Origin of the sequence: Nocardia jinanensis (assembly GCF_014645735.1) — a bacterium.
Classification (GTDB): Bacteria; Actinomycetota; Actinomycetes; order Mycobacteriales; family Mycobacteriaceae; genus Nocardia; species Nocardia jinanensis.
This window is the reverse complement of record NZ_BMMH01000012.1, coordinates 181,906-204,710: the sequence shown is the minus strand read 5'-3', so window position 1 is coordinate 204,710 and position 22,805 is coordinate 181,906. Positions and strand designations below refer to the sequence as shown.

The 22,805-nt window shown below is 68.3% G+C and carries 20 protein-coding genes; 12 read left to right on the top strand and 8 right to left on the bottom strand.

All coding sequences use genetic code 11. The features are described 5' to 3' along the window. Positions 1 to 384 precede the first annotated feature (384 nt). On the top strand, positions 385 to 687 hold the full coding sequence (gene groES, locus IEY68_RS25540; protein WP_030522227.1) for a co-chaperone GroES: 303 nt from the start codon (positions 385 to 387) through the stop codon (positions 685 to 687). A 105-nt stretch (positions 688 to 792) separates the two neighbouring features. Further along, the gene (gene groL, locus IEY68_RS25535; protein ID WP_058854724.1) at positions 793 to 2,400 is read left to right on the top strand and encodes a chaperonin GroEL; all 1,608 of its coding nucleotides are present in this window, start codon (positions 793 to 795) and stop codon (positions 2,398 to 2,400) included. 69 nt (positions 2,401 to 2,469) lie between these two features. Here groL and sigK read toward each other — a convergent pair whose 3' ends face one another. Together sigK and IEY68_RS25525 are read right to left on the bottom strand one after the other, a co-directional pair. Next, positions 2,470 to 3,078: an ECF RNA polymerase sigma factor SigK gene (gene sigK / locus IEY68_RS25530; RefSeq protein ID WP_058854723.1), complete on the bottom strand. Its 609-nt coding sequence runs from the start codon at positions 3,076 to 3,078 to the stop codon at positions 2,470 to 2,472. A gap of 168 nt (positions 3,079 to 3,246) precedes the next feature. Beyond that, entirely contained in the window at positions 3,247 to 3,540 is a 294-nt protein-coding gene (locus tag IEY68_RS25525) for a WhiB family transcriptional regulator (RefSeq protein WP_058854722.1), read from the bottom strand. Positions 3,541 to 4,199: 659 nt separating this feature from the next. Between IEY68_RS25525 and IEY68_RS25520 the strand changes: the two genes are divergently transcribed. The 3 genes from IEY68_RS25520 (at position 4,200) to IEY68_RS25510 (ending at position 7,013) form a co-directional block, all read left to right on the top strand. Further along, on the top strand, positions 4,200 to 5,156 hold the full coding sequence (locus IEY68_RS25520) for a hypothetical protein (protein ID WP_058854721.1): 957 nt from the start codon (positions 4,200 to 4,202) through the stop codon (positions 5,154 to 5,156). Between the two features lie 125 nt (positions 5,157 to 5,281). After that, complete coding sequence (locus IEY68_RS25515; protein ID WP_058854720.1) at positions 5,282 to 5,860, top strand: sigma-70 family RNA polymerase sigma factor; 579 nt, start codon at positions 5,282 to 5,284, stop codon at positions 5,858 to 5,860. Continuing rightward, positions 5,853 to 7,013: an anti-sigma-D factor RsdA gene (locus tag IEY68_RS25510; RefSeq protein WP_058854719.1), complete on the top strand. Its 1,161-nt coding sequence runs from the start codon at positions 5,853 to 5,855 to the stop codon at positions 7,011 to 7,013. Before IEY68_RS25515 ends, IEY68_RS25510 begins: the two co-directional genes overlap by 8 nt. 155 nt (positions 7,014 to 7,168) lie before the next feature. Here the strand turns inward: IEY68_RS25510 and IEY68_RS25505 are convergent, their stop codons facing one another. Continuing rightward, a complete protein-coding gene (locus IEY68_RS25505; protein WP_030522220.1) occupies positions 7,169 to 7,582 on the bottom strand; it encodes a DUF5319 domain-containing protein in 414 nt (137 codons plus the stop codon). A gap of 268 nt (positions 7,583 to 7,850) precedes the next feature. Here IEY68_RS25505 and guaB point away from each other — a divergent pair, with 268 nt between their 5' ends. From guaB to guaA, 3 genes are all read left to right on the top strand, one after another. After that, a complete protein-coding gene (gene guaB / locus IEY68_RS25500) occupies positions 7,851 to 9,392 on the top strand; it encodes an IMP dehydrogenase (RefSeq protein ID WP_082681320.1) in 1,542 nt (513 codons plus the stop codon). Between the two features lie 407 nt (positions 9,393 to 9,799). Continuing rightward, positions 9,800 to 10,978: a GuaB3 family IMP dehydrogenase-related protein gene (locus IEY68_RS25495; protein ID WP_058854718.1), complete on the top strand. Its 1,179-nt coding sequence runs from the start codon at positions 9,800 to 9,802 to the stop codon at positions 10,976 to 10,978. Between the two features lie 652 nt (positions 10,979 to 11,630). Then, positions 11,631 to 13,208, top strand: a complete 1,578-nt coding sequence (gene guaA / locus IEY68_RS25490) for a glutamine-hydrolyzing GMP synthase (RefSeq protein WP_058854716.1) — start codon at positions 11,631 to 11,633, stop codon at positions 13,206 to 13,208. 64 nt (positions 13,209 to 13,272) lie between these two features. On the opposite strand, the gene IEY68_RS25485 is transcribed toward guaA, so the two are convergent. Then, positions 13,273 to 13,515, bottom strand: coding sequence for a hypothetical protein (locus tag IEY68_RS25485; protein WP_058854715.1), 243 nt, complete (start codon positions 13,513 to 13,515; stop codon positions 13,273 to 13,275). Beyond that, positions 13,508 to 15,103 (bottom strand): PspC domain-containing protein, encoded by a 1,596-nt coding sequence (locus tag IEY68_RS25480; RefSeq protein ID WP_063916370.1) that lies wholly within the window; start codon positions 15,101 to 15,103, stop codon positions 13,508 to 13,510. The genes IEY68_RS25485 and IEY68_RS25480 overlap by 8 nt, the downstream gene beginning before the upstream one ends. A 159-nt stretch (positions 15,104 to 15,262) precedes the next feature. Here IEY68_RS25480 and IEY68_RS25475 point away from each other — a divergent pair, with 159 nt between their 5' ends. Beyond that, positions 15,263 to 16,723 carry an ATP-binding protein gene (locus IEY68_RS25475; protein ID WP_082681324.1) on the top strand — a complete coding sequence of 487 codons (1,461 nt, stop codon included), beginning with the start codon at positions 15,263 to 15,265 and terminating at the stop codon, positions 16,721 to 16,723. Positions 16,724 to 17,054: 331 nt separating this feature from the next. Further along, a complete protein-coding gene (locus IEY68_RS25470) occupies positions 17,055 to 17,711 on the top strand; it encodes a response regulator (RefSeq protein WP_058854713.1) in 657 nt (218 codons plus the stop codon). 12 nt (positions 17,712 to 17,723) lie between these two features. Here IEY68_RS25470 and IEY68_RS25465 read toward each other — a convergent pair whose 3' ends face one another. Further along, on the bottom strand, positions 17,724 to 18,881 hold the full coding sequence (locus IEY68_RS25465) for a class I SAM-dependent methyltransferase (RefSeq protein WP_058854712.1): 1,158 nt from the start codon (positions 18,879 to 18,881) through the stop codon (positions 17,724 to 17,726). Between the two features lie 229 nt (positions 18,882 to 19,110). On the opposite strand from IEY68_RS25465, the gene IEY68_RS25460 reads away from it, so the two are divergent. Beyond that, entirely contained in the window at positions 19,111 to 19,734 is a 624-nt protein-coding gene (locus tag IEY68_RS25460) for an AMIN-like domain-containing (lipo)protein (RefSeq protein ID WP_058854711.1), read from the top strand. A gap of 157 nt (positions 19,735 to 19,891) precedes the next feature. Then, on the top strand, positions 19,892 to 20,422 hold the full coding sequence (locus IEY68_RS25455; protein WP_058854710.1) for an Rv2240c family protein: 531 nt from the start codon (positions 19,892 to 19,894) through the stop codon (positions 20,420 to 20,422). Positions 20,423 to 20,431: 9 nt separating this feature from the next. Here IEY68_RS25455 and IEY68_RS25450 read toward each other — a convergent pair whose 3' ends face one another. Together IEY68_RS25450 and imuA' are read right to left on the bottom strand one after the other, a co-directional pair. Next, positions 20,432 to 22,018: a DNA polymerase Y family protein gene (locus IEY68_RS25450; protein ID WP_058854709.1), complete on the bottom strand. Its 1,587-nt coding sequence runs from the start codon at positions 22,016 to 22,018 to the stop codon at positions 20,432 to 20,434. Continuing rightward, entirely contained in the window at positions 22,008 to 22,799 is a 792-nt protein-coding gene (gene imuA' / locus IEY68_RS25445) for a DnaE2-dependent mutagenesis accessory factor ImuA' (RefSeq protein WP_058854745.1), read from the bottom strand. Before imuA' ends, IEY68_RS25450 begins: the two co-directional genes overlap by 11 nt. Positions 22,800 to 22,805: the final 6 nt, after the last annotated feature.

The window sequence follows — 22,805 nt, the reverse complement described above, 5'->3', positions numbered from 1 at the left end:
CTGCCGCAGCCTGATCTCATCACCGGGACTCATCTCCCGGGCTTGACATCTTCATTGGGAAGCCCTCTTTCTCTTGGTCTACCCGGCGGGCGCGCTCCTAACCCGGCGACCAGGGAGCAAGGCCGATGGCGTCTTGGTGACAGCAAGATCGATTCGATCGGATCCGGCGCAAAATTGGCAGCGCCCGGCCTTGAGCGCTGGCACTCGCATGTATAGAGTGCTAGTCGGCACCGATTGTTGCCCGGTGCCAGGCTTGACTACTGGGCAGACGGTCCCGGCACCCGCGACGACGGGGCTTTGCGCAGGGTCAGCATCGTGACCGAATCGATGGTCCGGGACAACAGTTCCGGACGACCGTTATCCCCTGAAAGTGGAGGGCTCAACGTGGCGAGCGTGAACATCAAGCCGCTCGAGGACAAGATCCTCGTCCAGGCCAACGAGGCCGAGACGACGACCGCCTCCGGCCTGGTCATTCCCGATACGGCCAAGGAGAAGCCGCAGGAGGGCACCGTTGTCGCCGTCGGCCCCGGCCGGTGGGACGACGAAGGTGAGAAGCGCATCCCGCTGGATGTCCAGGAGGGCGACACCGTCATCTACAGCAAGTACGGCGGTACCGAGATCAAGTACCAGGGTGAGGAATACCTGATCCTGTCCGCGCGCGACGTGCTGGCTGTCGTCGGCAAGTAATTCGACTGCCGCGCATGCGTTCCGCCCCGGTGTCGAACTCTGACCCGGGGCGGAGTGCTTTGTGCCACACAACTCGAAGCGCACCAGATACAGGAGCGAAGACATATGGCAAAGCTGATCCAGTTCGACGAGCAGGCTCGCCGGGCGCTGGAACGCGGTGTCGACAAGCTCGCCGATGCGGTCAAGGTCACACTCGGCCCGCGTGGCCGGCATGTGGTGCTGGCCAAATCGTTCGGCGGCCCCACCGTCACCAACGACGGTGTCACCATCGCGCGTGATATCGATCTCGAGGACCCGTTCGAGAATCTCGGCGCCCAGCTGGTCAAGAGCGTCGCGACCAAGACCAACGATGTCGCCGGCGACGGCACCACCACCGCCACCGTGCTGGCCCAGGCGCTGGTGCGCGGCGGACTGAAGAACATTGCCGCGGGCGCCAACCCGATCGCGATCGGCTCGGGCCTGGCCAAGGCCGCCGACGCGGTATCGGAGGCCCTGCTGGCCGCGGCCACCCCGGTCAGCGGTGAAAAGGCCATCGCCCAGGTCGCCACCGTCTCCTCGCGGGACGAGATCATCGGCGAGATGGTCGGTAAGGCGCTGACCACGGTCGGCAAGGACGGCGTGGTCACCGTCGAGGAATCCTCGACCCTGCAGACCGAGCTCGTCGTCACCGAGGGTGTGCAGTTCGACAAGGGCTATCTGTCGCCGTACTTCATCACCGACGGTGACAGTCAGGAAGCCGTGCTGGAGGATACCCAGATCCTGCTGCACCGCGAGAAGATCAGTTCGCTGCCGGACCTGCTGCCGCTGCTGGAGAAGATCGCCGAATCCGGTAAGCCGGTGCTGATCATCGCCGAGGACGTCGAGGGTGAGGCGCTGTCCACCCTGGTCGTCAACTCGATCCGCAAGACCCTCAAGGCCGTCGCGGTCAAGGCACCGTTCTTCGGTGATCGCCGCAAGGCATTCCTCGACGATCTGGCCGTGGTCACCGCGGGCACGGTCGTCAACCCGGATCTCGGCATCAATCTGCGCGACTCCGGCCTGGAGGTGCTGGGTTCGGCCCGGCGTGTGGTGGTCACCAAGGACACCACCACGATCATCGACGGCGGGGGCAGCGGCGACGATATCGCGGCCCGCAGCGCCCAGCTGCGCCGCGAGATCGAGGCCACCGATTCCGACTGGGACCGGGAGAAGCTGGAAGAGCGGCTGGCCAAACTGGCCGGCGGTGTCGCGGTGATCCAGGTCGGCGCGGCCACCGAAACCGCGCTCAAGGAGCGCAAGTACCGGGTCGAGGACGCGGTCAGCGCTGCCAAGGCCGCTGTCGAGGAGGGCATCGTCCCGGGTGGCGGCACCGCGCTGGTCCAGGCGGGCACCAAGCTCGACGGCCTGATCGCCGGGCTGTCCGGTGACGAGGCCATCGGCGCCGAGGTACTGCGTGGCGCGCTGCGGGCGCCGCTGTACTGGATCGCCACCAACGCCGGCGTCGACGGTGCCGTTGTCGTCAGCAAGGTCGGCGACGGCAAGGACGGCTTCAACGCCGCCACCCTCACCTACGGTGATCTGCTCGCCGACGGCGTGGTGGACCCGGTCAAGGTGACCCGGTCGGCCGTGATCAACGCGGCCTCGGTGGCGCGGATGGTGCTCACCACCGAAAGTGCCGTGGTGGAGAAGCCGGCCGAAACCGAAGACGACCACGGGCACGGTCACGCCCACTGATCGCCGTCCGGTTCACCGGTTCCCGCCGTCCTGGCGGCGGGACCCGGCCGCCGAACTGGAACGGGCCGTTCACATCCGCTGTGGAATGTGAACGGCCCGTTCTCGTATCGGCCCGCCGAGCGAGGCCGGGACCCCCATACTCTTCTTGAGCCGGGTCAGCCCGTCTCTGATGCGGGATTTGACGGTCGGTAGCCCGATATCGAGATGGCGGGCCACCTCGGCGTAGGTCCGGCCGTCGTAATAGGCGAGCGATATCGCCTCGCGCTGGGTCTCGGTCAGGGTGCGTAGACCGACGACCACGGCCTGATGCTCGAGCTTGCGCTCGACCTCTTCGATGACCTCGTCGTATTCGTGCCCGAGTATCCGGGCACCGTAGGCGATCTCACGCTGGGTGTGTGCCTGTTCAGCACGTACCCGGTCGACGGCACGGCGATGGGCGAGGGTCATCAGCCAGGTCACCGCCGATCCGCGCGCCGGATCGAAACTTGCCGCTGTGCGCCAAGTCTGCAGGTAGACCTCTTGTGTGGTCTCCTCGGCGAACCCGGAATCCTGTAGGACCCGCAACACCAGACCGAAGACCCGGGTGCGGGTCCGGTCATAGAGTTCGGCGAAAGCCTCGGCATCCGAGTGGCCGCAGCGCTGCAAGAGCGCTGAGAGCTCGATACTCTCCTGTGTCATCGGTCATAACAATAACCGCAAGCTATAACCGAGAGCGTATGTGGCCCCGGAGAACACGTGGTGTCGCGCCCGCCGGGCGTGGCGCGCGGTTCCGGCCCGCCACACGTACCGCCCGCATTCGCTCCGGCCGTGCGCTGTATGCGGGCGGACTCGGCCCACCTGTGCCTGTCAGACCGCCATCCGGCGGCGATTGCGGCGCGCGTGCATCTCCCGCTCGGTTTCCGACATCCCGCCCCAGATGCCGTAGGGCTCGCTGACCTTCAGGGCGTGCGAACGGCATTGCATCAGCACGGGGCACGACCTGCAGATCTCTTTGGCGCGCAGCTCGCGCGCGGCCCGGGCTCTTCCACGCTCACCGTCGGGATGGAAGAACACCGCCGAGTCCACACCCCGGCAGGAGCCGCGCATCTGCCAGTCCCAGATATCGGCGTTCGGTCCGGGAAGGTGGGTGGGCATGGGCATGGGGGAACTCCTCGTTGACGCGAGCTCGTCGGCATTGTCGAGCGAGTGATGGGGTACGGCTTCTCTGGGGTGCCCGGCGTTCGTGTGAGCGCGCGGGGCCACATGCGTCGGCCGTCGTGCACCGCTGCCGTCGGCGTCCGTTGCGTTTTCGCCCGGCGCCGTACGTGGCGATGAGTTACGTTAAGGGTCCCGAGGAAATTCCGTCAACAGTTTGACGCTTTGATTTATCGGCGGCTTTGCGCACTGAATTTAACCTCGTTGGCTGTTTACTTTCGCTAATCGCCCGGTGATACTGTGAGGTTGCCCTGTTCGTGGGCCCGTCGCCGTGTACCTGCTGGTCGACGAATTCGCAGGTGGGCGCGACCTGCTCGGGGATTCTCGATCGGTCCGGACCGAATTCCGCACCATGGATCGCGCAGGTGGGTTAAGGTGTCCCGATCTCGATACGATTACAGATGGCCACCGAGGGGCTTGCAGGTTAATTAAGCGAAACGTCCCCGAATTCGATGCGCGGTTGCTCATGGATTGATGGCCGGAGATTAACCTGATGGAAACAGGGTCGTTTCGATTAATGCTGAAAGATTGCTGAACCGTCGAGGGCGTGATGCCGCCCCTCGGGTACGCCCGGCAGCGGCCCCGCCGGTCGGTACAGTGCTTCGGTGATCGCCCCAGTCACCCGCCTTTCAACCGTCTACTCTCCTTTCGCCGATGACGCGTTCGGCACGGGAGCGAGCCGAACCGCTGCCGAGTTGCCGGAGACGGTGGATCCCCTCGAAATGTGGTGGCGAGCTGTGGCTCTGGGTGGTGCGGGTCACTACGCCGCCGCCCGCACCGAGTTACGCCGCCTGTCCGCCGCGACCAACGATCCGGTGCTGCTCTCACTCGCCGCGTCGACGCAGGGGTCGCTACTGCGCCAGCTCGGCTGGCACGAGTGCGCCGCGACGTACGACGGCCGGGCCGCCGCGTTGGTACTCCCGGGGATATCCACCGGCCCGGGAGTGCCGGAACGGGCGTATCCGGGCGCGGCAGCGGCCGCGACGGCCCCGGCCGGCGGATACGGCGGCCGGCCCGACCGGATCGATGCCGCGGCGGACGCGCTGATCGGTCTCGCGGCGGACGCACTGGGGGTCGGCCGGACCTCGCTGGCTACTCGGCTGCTGGATCGCTGCACCGCCCTGATCGAGCGAGCAGTCGCCGATCCCGGTGTCCGGGGTACCCGCGGGCCCGAACGCTTGCGCGCCCGGGTCCGGTTGCACTGGGTCCGTGCGGAAACCGCACTGGCGGAGGGTTGCGGGCGGCCGGCGCTGGTCGAAGCGGAGGCCGCGCTGGCACTTGCCGAACAGGGGGGCTCGGTACGGCACCGGATCAAATCGCGGTTGCTGGTCGCGGCGGCCGCGAGTGCCGCCGGGGAACTGGACCGGGCGGTCGCGCTGGCCGACCGTATCGATGAGGAGTGCCGCTCCACCGCACTCGTTCCGCTGCGATGGGCCTGCGCCATGCTGCGCGGCGGTCTGGCCGCCGCGCCGGGTGATCGCGACATGGCGACCAGCGACGCGGCCGCGTGTCGAGCAGTCATCTCCCGGCGTGGCGGGCGATTTCGCGATGTCGGTTGGTAACCCGAGTTCTACCGTCTCGACCCGTACCGCCGCCGGTGTCCTATTGTGGATCCGTTCCGCTGGACCGGCGGAAGCATCGGTCAGCACAGACCGTGCCACTTGTAACGCCAGGAATTCCGCTGACGATGACGCATACGGGCGAAGAGTTGGACCGCGCCGTCGCCGCCGCTGCGCAGGGCGACCGGTCTGCTCTAGCTCAGGTATTGGAAATGGTCCGCCCGCTGGTGATGCGCTATTGCCGCGCGCGGATCGGTGCCGCGGAGCGTGGACAACTCTCCGCGGACGATGTCGCGCAGGAGGTCTGTCTAGCGGTCATGACCGCGCTACCCAGGTATCAGGACCAGGGTCGGCCGTTCATGGCCTTTGTATACGGAATCGCTTCGCACAAGGTTGCCGACGCCCATCGCAACGCCTCCCGTAACAAGGCGGAGGCGATGGGCGAAGTACCAGATGTCATATCCACCGACCACGGCCCGGAACAACGAGCTCTCGAATCGGAAACCAGCCGGCAGATGAACACCCTGCTGGCCACTCTTCCGGAGAAACATCGAGAGATCTTGATCCTGCGCCTGGTCATGGGTCTGTCAGCAGAAGAAACCGCAACCGCCGTGGGCAGTACGGCGGGCGCGATACGAGTCGCCCAGCACCGGGCGCTCGCAAAATTGAAGGCACAAGTGGCGAGGGCAGGTGAAATGTATGGCTAGGGATGGCGGGCGCGGTCGGGGCGACAAATGGTCGCGGCGTGCATCGCGGAACACCGATCCCTATGCCGAGGGCTCCGGTGCCGGATCCGAACCGGTGGATATCGTCGCGGTTCGTCGTGATGACGAACTGATCGACGCGATCTCCCGTGGCGGACCCGTCCCAACCGAGAGCACCGAGGAACTCCAGCTGGCGACATTGCTGGCGGATTGGCGGGCCGAGATCGTGGCACCGCCGCTACCCGGCGCACCCGATCTCGATACCGTGGTCGCGGCGGTCAACCAGGAGATAGGTGCCCGGCAGGCGCGCATCGGTGCGCAATCGAAAGGGCGGCTGCGGTTGCTCCGGCCGATCGCGACCACCGCCGCCGCGCTGGCACTGGTGTTCGGCGGACTCTCCGCGTTCTCGTATCAGGCCGAACCCGGCGACACGCTCTGGCGGGTCAAGGAGGTCGTATTCAGCGAACAGGCCCAGAGCACGGTCGTGCAGTACGCAGGCGACGATCTGGCCGCCGCGCAGACCCTCCTCGAACAGGGCAAGCCGGACGAGGCCCGGGAACGGCTGGAGCAGGCTTCGGCCAACACCACTCAGGTGAACGATCCGACCAAGCGCAACGAACTCGTCGAACGCTGGAATCAGCTGTTCGAAGAAGTCCGCAAGGTGATTCCCCCGGAGGTCGCCGCGCAGTTGGAGCAATCCGCTCCCTCACCCGACCCGGGCGCTCCGGTGCAGCCGTCGTCGCCCGGTGGGAGCACACAACGTCCCGGCAGCACGGTGTCCACGACTCCGGGACCCGACAGCCAATTGCCGTTCGATCGACCGAGTAGTCCCGGTGGCGGCGACAAGCCGAGTGCGCCGGACGTCCAGTCGCCCGATCGGCCGGGCCCCGACACCGACCGGCCCGACACCCAGGCTCCGGATACCCAGGCCCCGGATATCGCCCCGCCCGTGACCACGGTCCCGCAGGTTCCGGGTACGTCCACTCCCAACGGGCCGGGCGTGGACTCGGTGGAACCGCCCACCCAGGCGCCGCCGTCCACGATCAGTACGCCCGGTCCGGCGCAACCGTCCGTACCGCAGGTGCCCTCGACCGTCGCTCCGCCGCCGTCGATCCCGCAGCAGATCCCGACCACCCTGCCGGGCGCCACCAACTGAACGCTGACACACCAATGGCCATCCACCTGGAACGTGGATGGCCATTCGTGTGTTCGGCCACAGTCGGTGTGTGTGCCGGTGGAACCGGTCGTAGCCATGAAAAATCGATCGGCCACGTCTGCGGGCCGATTGTGCCGGACGGGCCGGCCCCGGACTCAGCTGTCGAAGGCGTCGAACCCGTCGCCGTGGAACGCCTCGTTCATCGAGGCATCGGCGTATCCGCGACAGTAATCCCAGGTGACGTAGGCTTCCGGGGTCGGGTCGTAGGCGGGCTCGTGCGGGCGGACCGTGCCGTCGACGAGGAGCTGTAACAAATTGGCGCGCAGCATATCCCAGTCGTGGTAGTGATCCTGCCGACAATCCTCGCAGCTCACCACCAGCCCGCGGATTCCGCGGTGGGCCAGTAGCGCCTCGTAGACTGCGAGATCAGCGAGATCCTCCTCGACCGCAAGGCGCTCGTGAGGATCCAGCGGCTCCCCCGGCTCGATGGCATCGAGCGCGGCGGACGGGTCGGCGGGATCTCCGGCGAACGGATCCGGCGGCAAGCCAGGTGGTAGATGGTCACGCACATCCCCACGGTACGCAGAACAGGGTGGTCTGCGCCAGCCGTCCGCGCCGCCAGTTTCGGCGCCGCCCGTCGATCGACGGGTGCAGCCCTCAGTTGATCCACGGTCCAGCCCGACCGATACCATGGTGTCACGGCGCCGAAGAGTACCGATCACCCGGCCACCACCGGCAACGAACACAACCGGTGCCGTAGTCCAATCCCAGTAACAGTTCGCTATCGGATCGTCGTACCCCGATAGCTCTGCCGACGTCCAGGAGGGGTCGATCCGAATGAGTAATCCCGTACCGGGCGAGCGCACCGTAGTCCGCCCTCATACGGGTGGTGACGATCCGAACAAGATCGCCATGCTCGGCCTCACCTTCGACGATGTACTGCTGCTTCCCGCCGCCTCGGACCTGATCCCCAGTTCGGTCGAGACATCGAGCCAGCTCACCAGCGAGATCACTCTGCGGACCCCGCTGGTCAGTTCCGCCATGGATACCGTCACCGAAGCCCGGATGGCCATCGCCATGGCCCGGGCCGGCGGTATGGGCGTGCTGCACCGCAACCTCTCGGTGGCCGACCAGGCGAGCCAGGTGGAAACCGTCAAACGGTCCGAAGCCGGAATGGTCACCGATCCGGTGACCTGCCGCCCCACCGACACGCTCGCCGAAGTAGACGCCATGTGTGCCCGCTTCCGGATCTCCGGGCTGCCGGTGGTCGACGAGGTCGGTGCCCTGGTGGGCATCATCACCAACCGCGATATGCGTTTCGAGGTCGATCAGAACCGGCGCGTCGCCGATGTGATGACCAAGGTGCCGCTCATCACCGCCCAGGAGGGTGTCACCGCCGAGGCCGCGCTCGGGCTGCTGCGCCGGCACAAGGTGGAGAAGCTGCCGATCGTCGACGGAGAGGGCCGGTTGCGCGGACTCATCACCGTCAAGGACTTCGTCAAAACCGATCAGTTCCCCCATGCCACCAAGGACCGGGACGGCCGGTTGCTGGTGGGCGCCGCGGTGGGTGTCGGTGACGACGCCTGGTCGCGTGCCATGACCCTGGCCGATGCCGGTGCCGACGTTCTCGTGGTCGATACCGCGCACGGCCACCAGCGTCAGGTGCTGAGCATGGTGAGCAAGGTCAAGGCCGAGGTCGGCGACCGGATCCAGGTCATCGGCGGCAATATCGCCACCCGGGCCGGTGCCGCCGCGCTGGTCGAGGCGGGCGCGGACGCGGTGAAGGTCGGCGTGGGCCCCGGCTCCATCTGCACCACCCGCGTGGTCGCCGGTGTCGGCGCCCCGCAGATCACCGCCATCCTGGAAGCGGTATCGGCCTGTAAGCCGGCCGGAGTCCCTGTTATCGCCGACGGCGGTATCCAGTTCTCCGGTGATATCGCCAAAGCCATCGCCGCGGGCGCCTCCACCGTGATGCTCGGCTCGTTGCTCGCCGGAACAGCCGAATCCCCGGGCGAATTGATCCTCGTCGGCGGTAAGCAGTTCAAGAGCTACCGCGGGATGGGATCGCTCGGCGCCATGCAGGGCCGCGGTCAGGGGAAATCCTTCTCCAAGGACCGCTATTTCCAGGACGATGTGCTCGCCGAGGACAAACTCGTACCGGAGGGCATCGAAGGCCGGGTGCCGTTCCGCGGACCGGTCAACCAGGTGATCCACCAGCTGGTCGGCGGCCTGCGCGCGGCCATGGGGTATACCGGCGCCCAGTCGATCCCCAGCCTGCAGGAAGCGCAGTTCGTGCAGATCACGGCGGCGGGACTGAAGGAGAGCCACCCGCACGACATCACCATGACCGTCGAGGCTCCCAACTACACCGGAAGGTAGCGAGCCACTCGCCTGCGCGGTATCTCATCGCGCAGGCGATGTTCTCGGGTTCCGGGCGGCGGCGCGGGGCCCGAGCCTGCAAAGGCCGAGGCCCGGCCCGCTGTTCGTGGCCTCGAAGCGTATGCGCCGCCGACGAGTCCCGAGGGCTGAACAGCGAAACCTCGACGGCCTCGGCCCCGCGCGCGTCGGCGCGCCGAAATCACTGTGTAAGGTTTATGTGTAATTACGCGGTTCACCTGGTGAAACCGATGACATCGGTGCCTCGTTCCGCGAGGTCGGCAAGGGGTCGCGGCCCATTCCGTGTTTCCGCCTCCGAAACATATGTGCGGTATCGCGGACGGAGAACGTGGGGCCGAGGGGGCCCGGACTCGCGCGCGGAAGCGCGCCACCAACACAGGAGTTATTTCGTGCGCGATATGGTCGAGATCGGGATGGGCCGGACGGCTCGCCGAACCTACGGGCTGGACGATGTCGATATCGTTCCGTCGCGCCGGACCCGTTCGGCGAGCCAGGTCTCACTGGCGTGGCAGCTCGACGCCTACCGATTCGACATTCCGTTCCTCACCCACCCCACCGATGCTCTGGTCTCCCCGGAGTTCGCCGTCGAGATAGGCCGGCGGGGCGGACTGGGGGTCATCAACGGCGAAGGCCTGTGGGCGCGGCACGCGGATGTCGCCGGCAAGATCGAACAGCTGGTCGAGCTCGCCGACAAGGGCAGCTATCAGCGCGCGGTCGCCTTCCTCCAGGAACTGCACGCGGCCCCGATGCAGCCCGATCTGCTCGCCGCCGCAGTGGCACAGGTACGAGCCGCCGGGGTCACGATCGCGGTGCGGGTGAGCCCGCAGAACGCCCAGAACCTCACCCCGGGCCTGCTGCAGGCGGGAATCGACCTGCTGGTGGTCCAGGGCACCATAATCTCGGCCGAACATGTCGGCGCGGGTGAACCACTGAACCTGAAAACCTTCATCGCCGAACTCGACGTACCGGTGGTCGCCGGCGGCGTGAGCGATCACCGGACCGCGCTGCACTTGATGCGGACCGGCGCCGCGGGCGTGATCGTCGGCTACGGGTCACAGGAGGGTGCCACCACCACCGGTGAAGTCCTCGGTATCGGCGTACCGATGGCCACCGCCATCGCCGACGCCGCCGCCGCCCGCCGCGACTACCTCGACGAGACCGGCGGCCGATACGTCCACGTCATCGCCGACGGCGATATCAACACCTCCGGCCACCTGGCCAAGGCCATCGCCTGTGGGGCGGATGCCGTCATGCTCGGCTCACCACTGGCTCTGGCCGCCGAAGCCCCCGGCCGCGGCTGGTACTGGCCGTCCGCGGCCGCCCATCCGTCGGTACCGCGCGGCTCGCTGCTATCGCTCGACGAACCCTGGGACTTCGCCGACGAACTCCTCTCCGGGCACGCGGCCCGCCCCGCCACGGTGCGCCCGAGCCTCGAGCAGGTCCTCACCGGGCCCTCCGACGATCCGTTCGGTTCGCTGAATCTGGTCGGTGGCCTTCGCCGATCGATGGCCAAGGCCGGGTACTCCGATCTCAAGGAATTCCAGAAGGTCGGGCTCAGCGTGCGGTAGCTCGGCGTCGCTTTCGGCTGCCGGCGAAGGTGAGTTGCGGGCTCGCTCGTGAAGGTGAGTTGCGGGGTTGCTCGTAAAGGTGGGATGCGGGCTCGCTCGTGAAGGTGCTGTGTTTTTGGCGCGCTGGCGCGCGCGGGGTTGAGGCCCCCTCAGTCCCGCCGTTCAGGCCTCGAGACTCGCGCTTCGCGCATGCGCTTTCGAGGCCTGAACGGCGGGACGGGCCTCAACCCTTCGAGGTGTCTCGTAAAACTCGACTCATTCGGGTTGCGACCGCTTTCGATGTTCAGGTCACAGGTGGACCCGCCACCTGGACTCACACATGCCTTGGACCTGTCTCGACGTTCGGGCAGTCGATATCTCAGGTCGGCGCTCGCCCCTGGTTCTGGAGCGCGCGCCGCTCCTCGGGAGACCGGGTATCGAGCACTTTCAGGTGGTGAACTGCCCGGGCTGCTCGATACGGGCCCCTTCACTTCGGATGGTCGGCATCCGTAGGCGGGGCCCGCCCCGGTTCTGGAGCGACGTAGCGAAGGAGCGCAGCGACTGAGCGAAGGAGTGAAGAACCGGGGTTAATAGGGCCCCGCCCGCGGCGCCGAAGGCGCCGCCATAAACACAGTGACCACCTCCGAGGGGCTGACCGGCCATCACTAGAATCATGCGCGTGACGCATTCCCAGAGGTCCGTTCTTGTTGTCGACTTCGGTGCGCAGTACGCGCAGTTGATCGCCCGCCGGGTCCGGGAGGCGAAGGTCTATTCCGAGGTGGTGCCGCATACCGCCGACGTCGCCGAGATCGCGGCGAAGCAGCCGCTCGCGGTGATCCTGTCGGGTGGCCCGGCCAGTGTGTACGCCGAGGGGGCGCCCTCGCTCGATCCGCGGTTGTTCGACCTGGATGTGCCGGTGTTCGGGATCTGTTACGGGTTCCAGGCCATGGCGCAGGCTCTGGGGGGGACCGTCACCAATACCGGGACGCGCGAGTACGGGCGCACTGAACTCGATATCGATGGGGGCCTGCTGCACGAGGGGCTGCCGGCGGTGCAGCCGGTGTGGATGAGCCACGGGGACGCGGTCACCGACGCACCGGAGGGGTTCGAGGTCACCGGTACCACGGTGGGCGCGCCGGTCGCGGCGTTCGAGAATCGCGCGCGCCGGTTGGCGGGGGTGCAGTACCACCCCGAGGTACTGCATTCGCCGCACGGGCAGCAGGTGTTGAGCCGGTTCCTGCACGAGATGGCAGGTATCGCGCCGACCTGGACGGCCGCCAATATCGCCGAGGTCATGATCGAGCAGGTTCGTGAGCAGATCGGCGACAAGCACGCGATCTGCGGTCTGTCCGGTGGGGTGGACAGTGCGGTGGCGGGTGCGCTGGTGCAGCGCGCTGTCGGCGACAAGCTGACCTGTGTCTTTGTCGACCACGGGCTGTTGCGTGCCGGGGAGCGGGAGCAGGTGCAGCGGGATTTCGTGGCCGCCACGGGTGCTCGGCTGGTCACCGTGGACGCGGTGGACAAGTTCCTGGGCGAACTGAAGGGGGTCACCGACCCCGAGGAGAAGCGCAAGATCATCGGCCGTGAGTTCATCCGGTCCTTCGAGGACGCGGTGGGCGAGGTCGTCGGTGAGCAGACGGCGGGCGATGCCGCGCCGACGGTGGAGTTCCTGGTGCAGGGGACGCTGTACCCGGATGTGGTGGAGTCCGGTGGCGGCAGCGGTACCGCGAACATCAAATCGCATCACAATGTGGGCGGGCTGCCCGAAGATCTGGAGTTCGAACTCGTCGAACCGCTGCGGCTGCTGTTCAAGGACGAGGTCCGGGCGGTCGGCCGGGAACTCGGACTGCCGGAGGAGATCGTGGCCCGCCAGCCTTTCCCCGGGCCGGGGTTGGCGATCCGGATCATCGGTGAGGTCACCGAGGACCGATTGATCACGCTGCGGCAGGCCGATGCCATCGCGCGTGAGGAACTGACCGCGGCCGGATTGGACGGGCAGATCTGGCAGTGCCCGGTGGTACTGCTCGCGGATGTGCGCAGTGTCGGTGTCCAGGGTGACGGCCGCACTTACGGGCATCCGATCGTGCTGCGCCCGGTATCGAGTGAGGACGCGATGACCGCGGACTGGACCCGGTTGCCCTACGAGGTGCTCGAACGTATCTCCACCCGGATCACCAACGAGGTCGCCGAGGTCAATCGGGTGGTGCTGGACGTGACGAGTAAGCCGCCGGGCACCATCGAATGGGAGTGACGGCGAACCGGCCGGACCTGGAGAGGTCCGGCCGGTTCTTTCTTCCGGGTCTCCGGGCGGGCGGCTAGCGTCGTCTCCTGGGCGATACGACCAGCACCAGACCGACCCCGATCGCGACCGCGACCGCGATCCATCCGATCGGGATCATCGTGGTGAAATCCCATCGACCGGGACCGGCCAGCGCCCAGGCACTGAGCACGATCGCCAGCAGCCCGACGAAGAACAGTCCGGGCGAGAAGCCGCCGCGCCGTACGCGGGCGCAGGCCCCGCGCGGACCGGGGCGGTCGGTCGTCTGCTGTTCAGCCACGGCGCACCTCCGCATCGCCCATCCGTACGTGCACATTCAGGTTCAGGACCGGGGCGTCACCGCCGGGTCCGGTCAGTCCGTCGGGGCAGTTCGTCTCACCCATCCGGACGGTGCAGTCGGTACGCACGTTCATGTTCTCGGGCAGCAGGACCACCGCCTGACCCATCTGCACATCCACGTCGACCGTTTTGTCCGCGGTCAGGTCGATACCGCGCAGATCGAGCGTGCCCGATCCCATGGTGACCGTGTACTCCGGTCGTACCTCAGTGGCGGAGGCCGGTGCCCAGGTGCGGTCGCCCATGGTCGAATTCTCGAAATCCACCGGTCCGAGCACCGCGGCCAGCAGTACGAACGCCGCCAGCGGCGCTGTCACCAGTAGCAGGCCGTGCCCACGGCGCCGGAAGGAACCGAACACCAATCCCAGCCCGATGACCGCCAGCGCGATCGCGGCGATCCGGCCCGGGGTCATCCATTCGACCCCGGCCACGGCCGCCGCGCCGGCGCCCGCGGCGGCGAGGACCGCGAGTCCGAGGACGACCGGGGTGAAACGGGAACGCGGGCGCTGCTCGTCCGCCGGCGTGACCATCGTCCGGCCCTGGCCGGGTTCGGGAAGGTCCCAGGCCAGCGGTGCGACGCCCAGCGGATCCCAGGACGGCGGCGTGCGCTGTGCGAACCGGGCGGTGCCGGGCTTGCTCATATCGATTGTGGCGCCGGAGGCTCGGGACGGGTCGGTAGCGGTGCCACCTGCGGGCCGGTCCCCGGGCGGGACCGAGGAATCCGAATCGGTGGGCATGTCGGGAGGGTCCTCGGTCCGGCTCACGGAAGAGGCCGGTTCCCCGGCACGGCCCGCGGGCTGCTCGGATCCGGTGTGCGCAGAGTCGCCCGGGGCCGCGGTATCACTCTTGGTCAGCAGCGGGGGCGCTTGCCGCGGGCGTTCACCGGCGGAATTCGCAGGTCTGTCGCCGGAACTCCCGGGCTGCTGCGGCCCGGCGGCCGGCGGGTCAGGGATATAGCGGTCCGGCAGTTTCGTGTACGGCGTGTAGACATCGGCAGCCGAGGCGTAGGGGTCGGCTCCGCCCTGCGGGAACATGGCACCGGGGTATCCGGTCGTCCCCGGGGTGCCCAGCGATTCCGGTTCGATGGTGCCGGGTGGCAATGGCGGTGGTTCGGGGGAACGCAGGTGCAGCATCCACCAGGCGGCGAGCATGAGCGCGAGCGCGATGACACCGGATCCGCCGAGTCCGATACCCACCGGGCCCATCGTGCTCACCGCGATCGCCAGGGCCACGATCAGCACGATCGTCTTGGTCTGGTTCTGTGGTTGCTGATCTCTGCGGGTGAGCGACTCCGCCATCGATCCACGGTTCCCGGGTTCCGGGAACAGCAGCCATCCGGCGAGGTAGAGCACGATTCCGGCGCCACCGAAAATGGTGGACACCACGAACGCCACCCTTACCAGCACCGGATCCACCCCGTAGCGATGGCCGAATCCGGCCGCGACTCCGGCGATCGGGCCCTGCCGGGGCAGCCGAACCGGCCGTGTCTGCCACATCTGCTGTAGCTGATCGCCGAAGCTCGTTCTCGTCATGGACCCCATGGTCCGCCCGGGACATCCGCGCGCACATCGGGGGGAACCCTGAAGTTGCTCCGGAAAACCTCCTGAGCACCGACGATGGGGGCGGTCGATACGGATATCAGGGTGTTTCCCCATGGCTACCGGGGTTGTTCCCGTGCCAGTATCGAGGGTATGTGCCCGTTCGGACCTGCCTTCTACACGCGGGGGGCCGCTGCCGGGTCCGGGGCGGTTCCCGGTACCGGCAGCCCACGTCTGGTGCGCCGTTCCGGCGGCCGGATCGTGGGTGGGGTGGCCGGCGGTGTCGCCGACCATCTCGGTATCGATGTGCTCAAGGTGCGGATGGTCTTCGTCCTGCTGTCCGCTCTGGCCGGGGCCGGGATAGTCGCCTACGGCCTGCTGTGGATCTTCACCCCCGACGGTGCGGATTCGGGTCGCCCGTCGGGCACCGAACGCCGGCAGGCGATCGGCTTGGCGCTGCTCGGCTTGGGTCTGTCGGTAGCGGTGTCGTGGGCGTTCAGTGGCGCGGCTGCCCGGGTGATCGCGCCGATCGTGGTGATCGCGGTGGGCGCGGCGCTGGTGTGGCGGGAATACGATGCCGACGGTCCGCGGTCGCTGGTCGGGATTCCGGCGAAACCGTCGGTGGTGACCTGGTCGCGGATCATCGCCGGGGTGACATTGGTGGTCACCGGGCTCGCGGTGGTGGTGTTGTCCCAGGTGGACTGGGGTTCGCTCGGCTCGGCACTGCTGGCGGTGGCCGCCACTCTGATCGGGGTGGGCCTGCTGACCGTCCCGCTGGGCCTGCGGATGATGCATTCGCTCAATGCCGAACGTTCCGCCCGAATCCGTAACGAGGAACGTGAGGAAATAGCCTCTCACCTGCACGATTCGGTACTGCAAACGCTGGCGCTGATCCAGCGCCAGGCCGGTGACTCGCAGGAGGTGCTGCGGCTGGCGCGTAGTCAGGAACGCGAACTGCGTCGCTGGCTGTTCGCCGATTCTGGCCCGGCCGAATCCAGTCTGGCTGTCGCCCTGCGCACCATCGCCGGTGAAGTCGAGGATCAGCACGGGGTGAAGGTCACGCCGGTGACGGTGGGCGATGTGGCGATGGACGGCGCGGACAGCGGTTCCGGCCTGCCGAAGGAACATTTCACCGCGGTCCTGGGCGCCACCCGGGAAGCCCTGGTGAACGCCGCCAAACACGCGGGAGTCTCCGATATCGATCTGTTCGCCGAGGCCGAACCGCACCAGGTGAGCGTGTTCGTCCGCGACCGCGGCACCGGTTTCGACCCCGAGTCGGTCCCGGAGGACCGCCATGGTCTCGCGCGTTCGATCCGCGCACGGGTGGAGCGGCGCGGCGGAACGGTCGAAATCGTCTCCGAGTCGGGCCGGGGTACCGAGGTGCGCATCATCATGCCGCGCAGCGATTCCGGGACTTCCGATGCGGAAGGCTCGGCGGACGGAAGCCGCGACGAAGCCTCGGATTCTGCCCCGGGGACTTGCGGGCCCGCCACGATCGGCGAGCCGGACGGTTCCTCCCTCGGTCGGACGGGCTCCGGCGAGGTCGTCACCGCTGGTCTCACCGGTACACACCGGGCCGTCGCCGATCCGGCGCGCCCGAACGGTCATCGCTGATGCCTCATCCGGGGACCGGTCGGTTCCGGTCTCGTCGCCGGATGCCGGGCGTGGTCGAGTGGGGGACTGGAATCGTGTACCGCGCGATAATTTCCGTTGTTCCTGTGTCCGACCCGGTCGCCCACCCGATGCCTCGTCCTACGAGGCTCACAAAGGTCGAGGCCCGTCCCGCCGCCGGGCCCTCGAAGCGTGTGCGATGTGCGGTCGGTCATCCGGATTATGCGACCATTGAGCACCTTCGGCCGAGGCGTGCCCACCCGGGCTGGGCGCGAGTCCCGAGGGCTCGAAGACGGGACCTCGGGGGCCTCGGCCCGCGCGCCGGAGGCGCGCCATGAACACAGCGAGGTTGAGTGTGCGGGTTTTTCTGGTCGACGATCACGCGGTCTTCCGGTCCGGTGTGCGGGCGGAGTTGAGCCGGGAGACGGATATGGAGGTGGTCGGGGAGGCCGGTGGTGTGGCCGAAGCTGTGGCGGGGATCAACAGCGCGAAACCCGATGTGGTGCTGCTCGATGTGCATATGCCCGATGGGGGCGGGGTCGCCGTATTGCACGGTATCGACAGTGGGCCGGTATGTCTGGCGTTGAGCGTGTCCGACGCCGCCGAGGATGTGATCGCGGTGATCCGCGCCGGCGCCCGGGGCTATGTGACCAAGACTATTTCCGGTGCCGAGCTGGCCGATGGGATCCGCCGGGTGGCCGGCGGCGATGCGGTGTTCAGTCCGCGGCTGGCCGGTTTCGTGCTGGATTCGTTCACTGGGCGCTCGCCGGTCCCCGAGCCGCCGCTGGACCCGGAACTGGATTCGCTGACACCGCGTGAACTGGAGGTGTTGCGGCTGCTGGCCCGCGGTTACACCTATCGGGAGATCGCCGAGAAGCTGTTCATCTCGGTGAAGACGGTGGAAACCCACGCGTCGAATGTGCTGCGTAAAACCCAGCAGTCCAACCGGAACGCGCTCACACGCTGGGCGCATCGGCGGCGTATCGACTGACGCTGCCGGGTATCAGGTGCCGACGGGGTCGTGCAGCCCGCGGACCGAGCGGGTGACGGTGAATTTCCGGTTGCGGCCCATCACTTCGGTGCGCCCGACCATCCGTTCGACCATGGTGCGATGGTTGAGATGGTTGTTGTACACGGTCCACAGTTCGCCGCCGGGGCGCAGCACCCGGCCTGTCTGGGTGAACATCTTGATGGCCGATCCGGTGTGCACGGCGGCACCGACGTGGAACGGCGGATTGCATACGACCAGGTCGGCGCTGTTGTCGGGGGCGGCGGACATGGCGTCGTCGCGGACCACCCGGACCCGGTCGGTGACCTGGTTGGCGGCGGCGGTGGCGGTGGCCGACGCGACGGCGGCAGCCGACTGATCGGTGCCCACCACGGTGAGTCCGGGCCGGGAGCGGGCGAGGGCCACGGCCAGTATTCCGGTGCCGCAGCCGAGGTCGACGGCGTCTCGGGCATCGGGTTTCATGGCGCGCAGATGGTCCAGCAGGAACCGGGTGCCGATATCCAGGCGGGTACCGGAGAACGCGGCACCGTGGGCAACCACATCGATATCGATCTCGCCGATATGTTCGTGCAGCGGAAACCGGGAAATGCCCACCGGTTTCGGGCCGCGGACCAGCAGGGTGCGTGATTTCTGCCGGCCGCGGCTGGCCCGCACCTCGGAGAACGATTCGGCCAGAACATCGTTCATGGCCTTGGTGAGGTACTTATCGCGGCCGCCGGCGAAGACACGGACCGCGGGATGGGCGTAGCGGGCGATGGCCTCGGCGATTTCGGCCAGCCCGGCCAGGACCCGCGGCAGTCGCAGCAGTACGACCGTCGCGCCGCCGAGCAGGCTCTCGCCCAGCGAGTGCGCCGTGTAGCGGTCGGCCAGGCCGAGGGCGCGGGCGTTGGCGGCCAGGGCGAGTTCGCCGGTGAGCAGGTCCTGATGGACCCGTATCCCGTGCAGATCATGTGTGGCGGCCGCGCCGAGGGTGAGGGCCCCGTAACCGTCGCCGATCACGGCGACCGTTTCCCGGGCGGCGGCGGCCTCGGTGAGTGCAACCGCTGCCACGTCGAGAATCAGGCGGTCGGCGGCATCGACGGCGTACAGGTTGGCGGCCTCCACATCCGGATAGCGGCGCAACCTTTCCAGTAGGTCCTCCACATCTCGCACACAACAAGTGTGCTAGATCGTTGCCGCGGCCCGTCGGCCGCCCCATCGGATATACCGGGCCCCGGTGGCGGCGGGGCTCTCCGGTCCGGCCCCGGCCGCCGGTATCCACCCGGGCACACCGGTCGCCGGGTCCGCATCCGGCCCACCAGCGGAGCACGTACCGCACGTGGCACACCGGGAGTGAGCATGTTCCCGCAGGACAGCGGCCACGGCGGTTAGCATCGCCCCCATGCGTACCGGACGGGTTCTGGTAGTGGTGGCGATGCTGGGTTGCCTCGCGGGATGTGCCGACTCCGGGTCCGCGCCACCGGTCAGCTCCCCGCAGCTGGTGCCGGCGGTGCCGACATCGGAGGTGGACACCCCGGCGTTGCCGGTGCCACCGATTCCGTTGCCGGGCGAGGCGGTGCCCGCACCGGACGATACGGTGCCCAAACAGGCCGAAGCCTCGCCAGGCGCGCTGCTGACCGTGACCGATATCCGGCTGAGCCGGCATCCGGGGTTCGATCGGGTGGAGTACGAGCTCGGCGGAGAAGGCACTCCGGGCTGGAGTGTGTGGTACACGGGGCGAGCCCTCCAGGACGGCAGTGGCCGGGAACTGGAGGTGGCGGGCGATTCGGTGCTCGAGGTGCGGATCACCGGATCGGCCTATCCCTTCGACAGCAAGGTGACTCCCTACGCCGGCCCGGACCCCGCCACCGATCCGGCGGTACCGGGGATCGCCGGGGTGTACCGGACCACAGTTTTCGAGGGGGTCACGCAGTCGTTCATCGGGGTCGCCGCCGACGAACCGGGCTTCACGGTATCGGCCGCCGCGATGCCGAATCGCCTGGTCATCGATATCGCGACGGGATAGCGCGGGCACATCAGGGTATCGGTTGATCATCAATGGCCAGGCTGGGCAGTCGAAAAACAACCCGACACAGTACGGTTGACAGCACCGGTGGCTCAGATGTCCGGCGCGCCGGTGCGAAAATACGGGGTCGTGGGCATCCGAGGGGAGTTCAACACCTATGCGACGATTCGAACGAGCCGGCCTCGCCGCTACCGTGACCGCGCTGGTCGCGGGCGGTCTCCTCGTTGCCTGCTCGAACACCGTGACCGGTACCGCCCAGGTGAACCAGTCCGAATTGCAGCTGTACACCTCCGAGGTGAAATCGTCGTCGGCCGCGGCCTCCTCCTCCCGGGCCGCCGCGGCGGCGGCCGCCGCTACCGATGTGTGCGAGGCGCTGCGCGACAACAACAATCCCGCGGTGGACGCCTTCAACGCCTATATCGACGCCAGTGACGCCAAGGCTCCGGATCTCGAGCCGAAGAAACAGGCCGCGATCACCGCGCTGCGCAATACCGCCGGGAAGATCGACGAGAACCTGAACCCGGATGTGCCCAACGATGTCTCAACCCCGATGCGCACCTACCGCGACAATCTGAAATCACTGTCCGATCTGCTGGAACGCAATGCCTCGGTCGAAGAGGTGAACGGTCAGATCGATACGTTCAACACCGATAAGGACGCCGCGTTCGACTCCTGCGACGGGTACTGAGCGCGCCGTTCACTCGTAGAGCCCTTCCACACACCACTGATCGTCCCGGACGAGCAGCAGCAGGCTGTGCGGACCGGGTAGTTCCACCTGTGCGCGGGCGCTGGGCGTCGCGCCGGGCGACCACCACAGTTCGTCCAGTAACCAGGGCCCGGCCCATGCGGTGAGCCGCCAACTGGATCGTCCCCAGCGCAACCGGGCCGGAGGTCCGCTGAAACGACCGCGTTCGGTGATCCGCACGGGTGTGCCGTCGGCGGATTCCAGAGTGACGGGCGGGAGGTCGAGCATGATCACGGCGGGCGCGGGTTCGGGGATCCGGCCCGGCCAGGGCGGTGCCGGATCGGTGTGCGGGGCCGGTTCGTCGCCGAACGCGACCATGGTGACCCGTTCGGCCGGTCCGCGCCCGCCGCTGAGCACTCCCACCTGCACCGCGTCTCCACCGAGCAGGCCCTGGACCCGGACCAGTGCGCGCAGCGCGCGTTCGTCACCCGATCCGGTATCACCCCACAGACCCAGTTGCAGGGCGGCGGCCGGTACCAGCTCCACCGGTATCAAGTGCAGCAGGATGATCGGGCCGGTGGGGCGCCCGTCCGGGGGGCGGGTCAGCCAGCCGTCGAGCTGCCAGCGCACCCGGTCGGCTACACCGTCGGCGGTCAGTGGTTCGGCGCAGCGCCAGACCCGGGACAGGTGCTCGCCCGTTTCGGTTTCGGCGCGGATCTCCAGCCGGGTGCAGGCCAGGGTGGCCGCGGCCAGCGTCGCGGTCAGCCGGGTGGCCAGCAGCCGACCGGCGAACGCGGCCCGGTCGACCCGGTCGATCGGCGGATCGCAGGGCAGCCGTACCTCCAGCTCCGGTGCCGGTCGGCGGGGTGCCGGCGGGCGTTCCGGTAGTGCGCGGGCCACTCGGTGCGCGCGGATCGCGTCCGTGCCGAACCGGGAGGTGACCTGGGCCGGGGTCAGCTCGGCGAAATCGGCGATACGGCGCAGGCCCAGCCGGTGCAGCAGGTCCAGGAGTGCGGCTCGTTCCGCGGCGGCCGGGCCGGGTTCGGCCGCCAGTTCCCTGATCGGCAGTGGTGCCAGGAACCGCGCGTCCTGTCCCGGTGCCACAAGGGTTCCGTGCCGGGCGGCGATGATCGCGGTGGACAGTTCGTCGGCGATCCCCACCCGGGCCTCCACCCCGGCGGTGGCCAGCGCGGCGAGCAACCGGCGGGCCGCGGCCTCGGCGGAACCGAAGTAGCGGATGACGCCGCGCGCGGACAGTGCCAGCAGGCCGGGCCGCAGCACTTCCACGCCGGAGGCGAGCGTATCGACGGTCGAGGCGACCGGTTCGAACAGCCGGGCGTCGCGGTCCGGGTCCTGTTGTGCCACTACCAGTTCCGGGCAGCGGCCCTGCGCTTCTCGTTTGCGCATTCCGCGTCGTACCCCGGCTTCGCGGGCGGCGGCCGAACAGGTGACGACCCGGTTGGCGTGCAGGACCGCCAACGGTTGTTCCGGTGGCAGGCCCGCACTCGCCGCCGCCGCGACCGCAGGCCAGTCCGGGCACCACACCGCCAGTACCCGGGAGCCTCCACGCGCTGTGGGTGCCGGCTGGTCAGGAGGCAACCGAACGCTCCCGTCGTTCCGGGGCGAGCCCGTCGGCGGCGGCCGCGTTATCCGGTGCCGCCCACTCCACCCGGCCGCCCAGTGGACGGGCGACCAGCCGGCCCCGCTGCGGCACACCGGATTCGGCGCGGACCTCGATATCGAGGCCGATCGAACGGATACGCCCGCTGCCCGCGCCGAGCCCGGTGTAGCCGGATACTTTCGCTTCCAGACTCAGGTCCGGGGCCGGCCAGGAACCGCCGGTGACGATGAGCGTGGCGCCCTTTCCGCGGGTCTTCGCCGCGAGCACCCGGGCGCGAGCGGGAGCCACCGTGCCGCCGCCGAGGCCGAGCACCACCAGCTCCATCCCGTCGAGCAACACCGCCGCCACCTCCACCGGATCCCGGCCGGCGTCGGCGACCACAAAGATCCGGTCCAGCCGGGCGCCCATCTCCGCGGCCGCGAGCAGACCCAGCCCGGGTAGCCCCACCGCGGCCGCGTGCCCACCCGGTCCGGTGACCGCGGCGAGCAAACCGGCCAGCAACGCCCCGGCGCCGGTGTAGCCCACCACGGTGCCTTTGACCAGGCCGCCTTCGGGCAGCAGGGGAGCCAGGGCCGCGGGTACGGGCAGGATCTCCCGGCGCAGGCCCGCCGCGGGGACCACCGGCGCGGACAGGCCGTTCTCGCCGCGTGGCGCCACCGCGGGGCCGGGTACGCATCCGCCGCTCGCCGCCCGCGCCCGCCGCAGCTGTGCCAGTTCACGCAGTTGCGCGCCGCTGGCTTTCGGGGGTCGTGCCGTCATACTCTC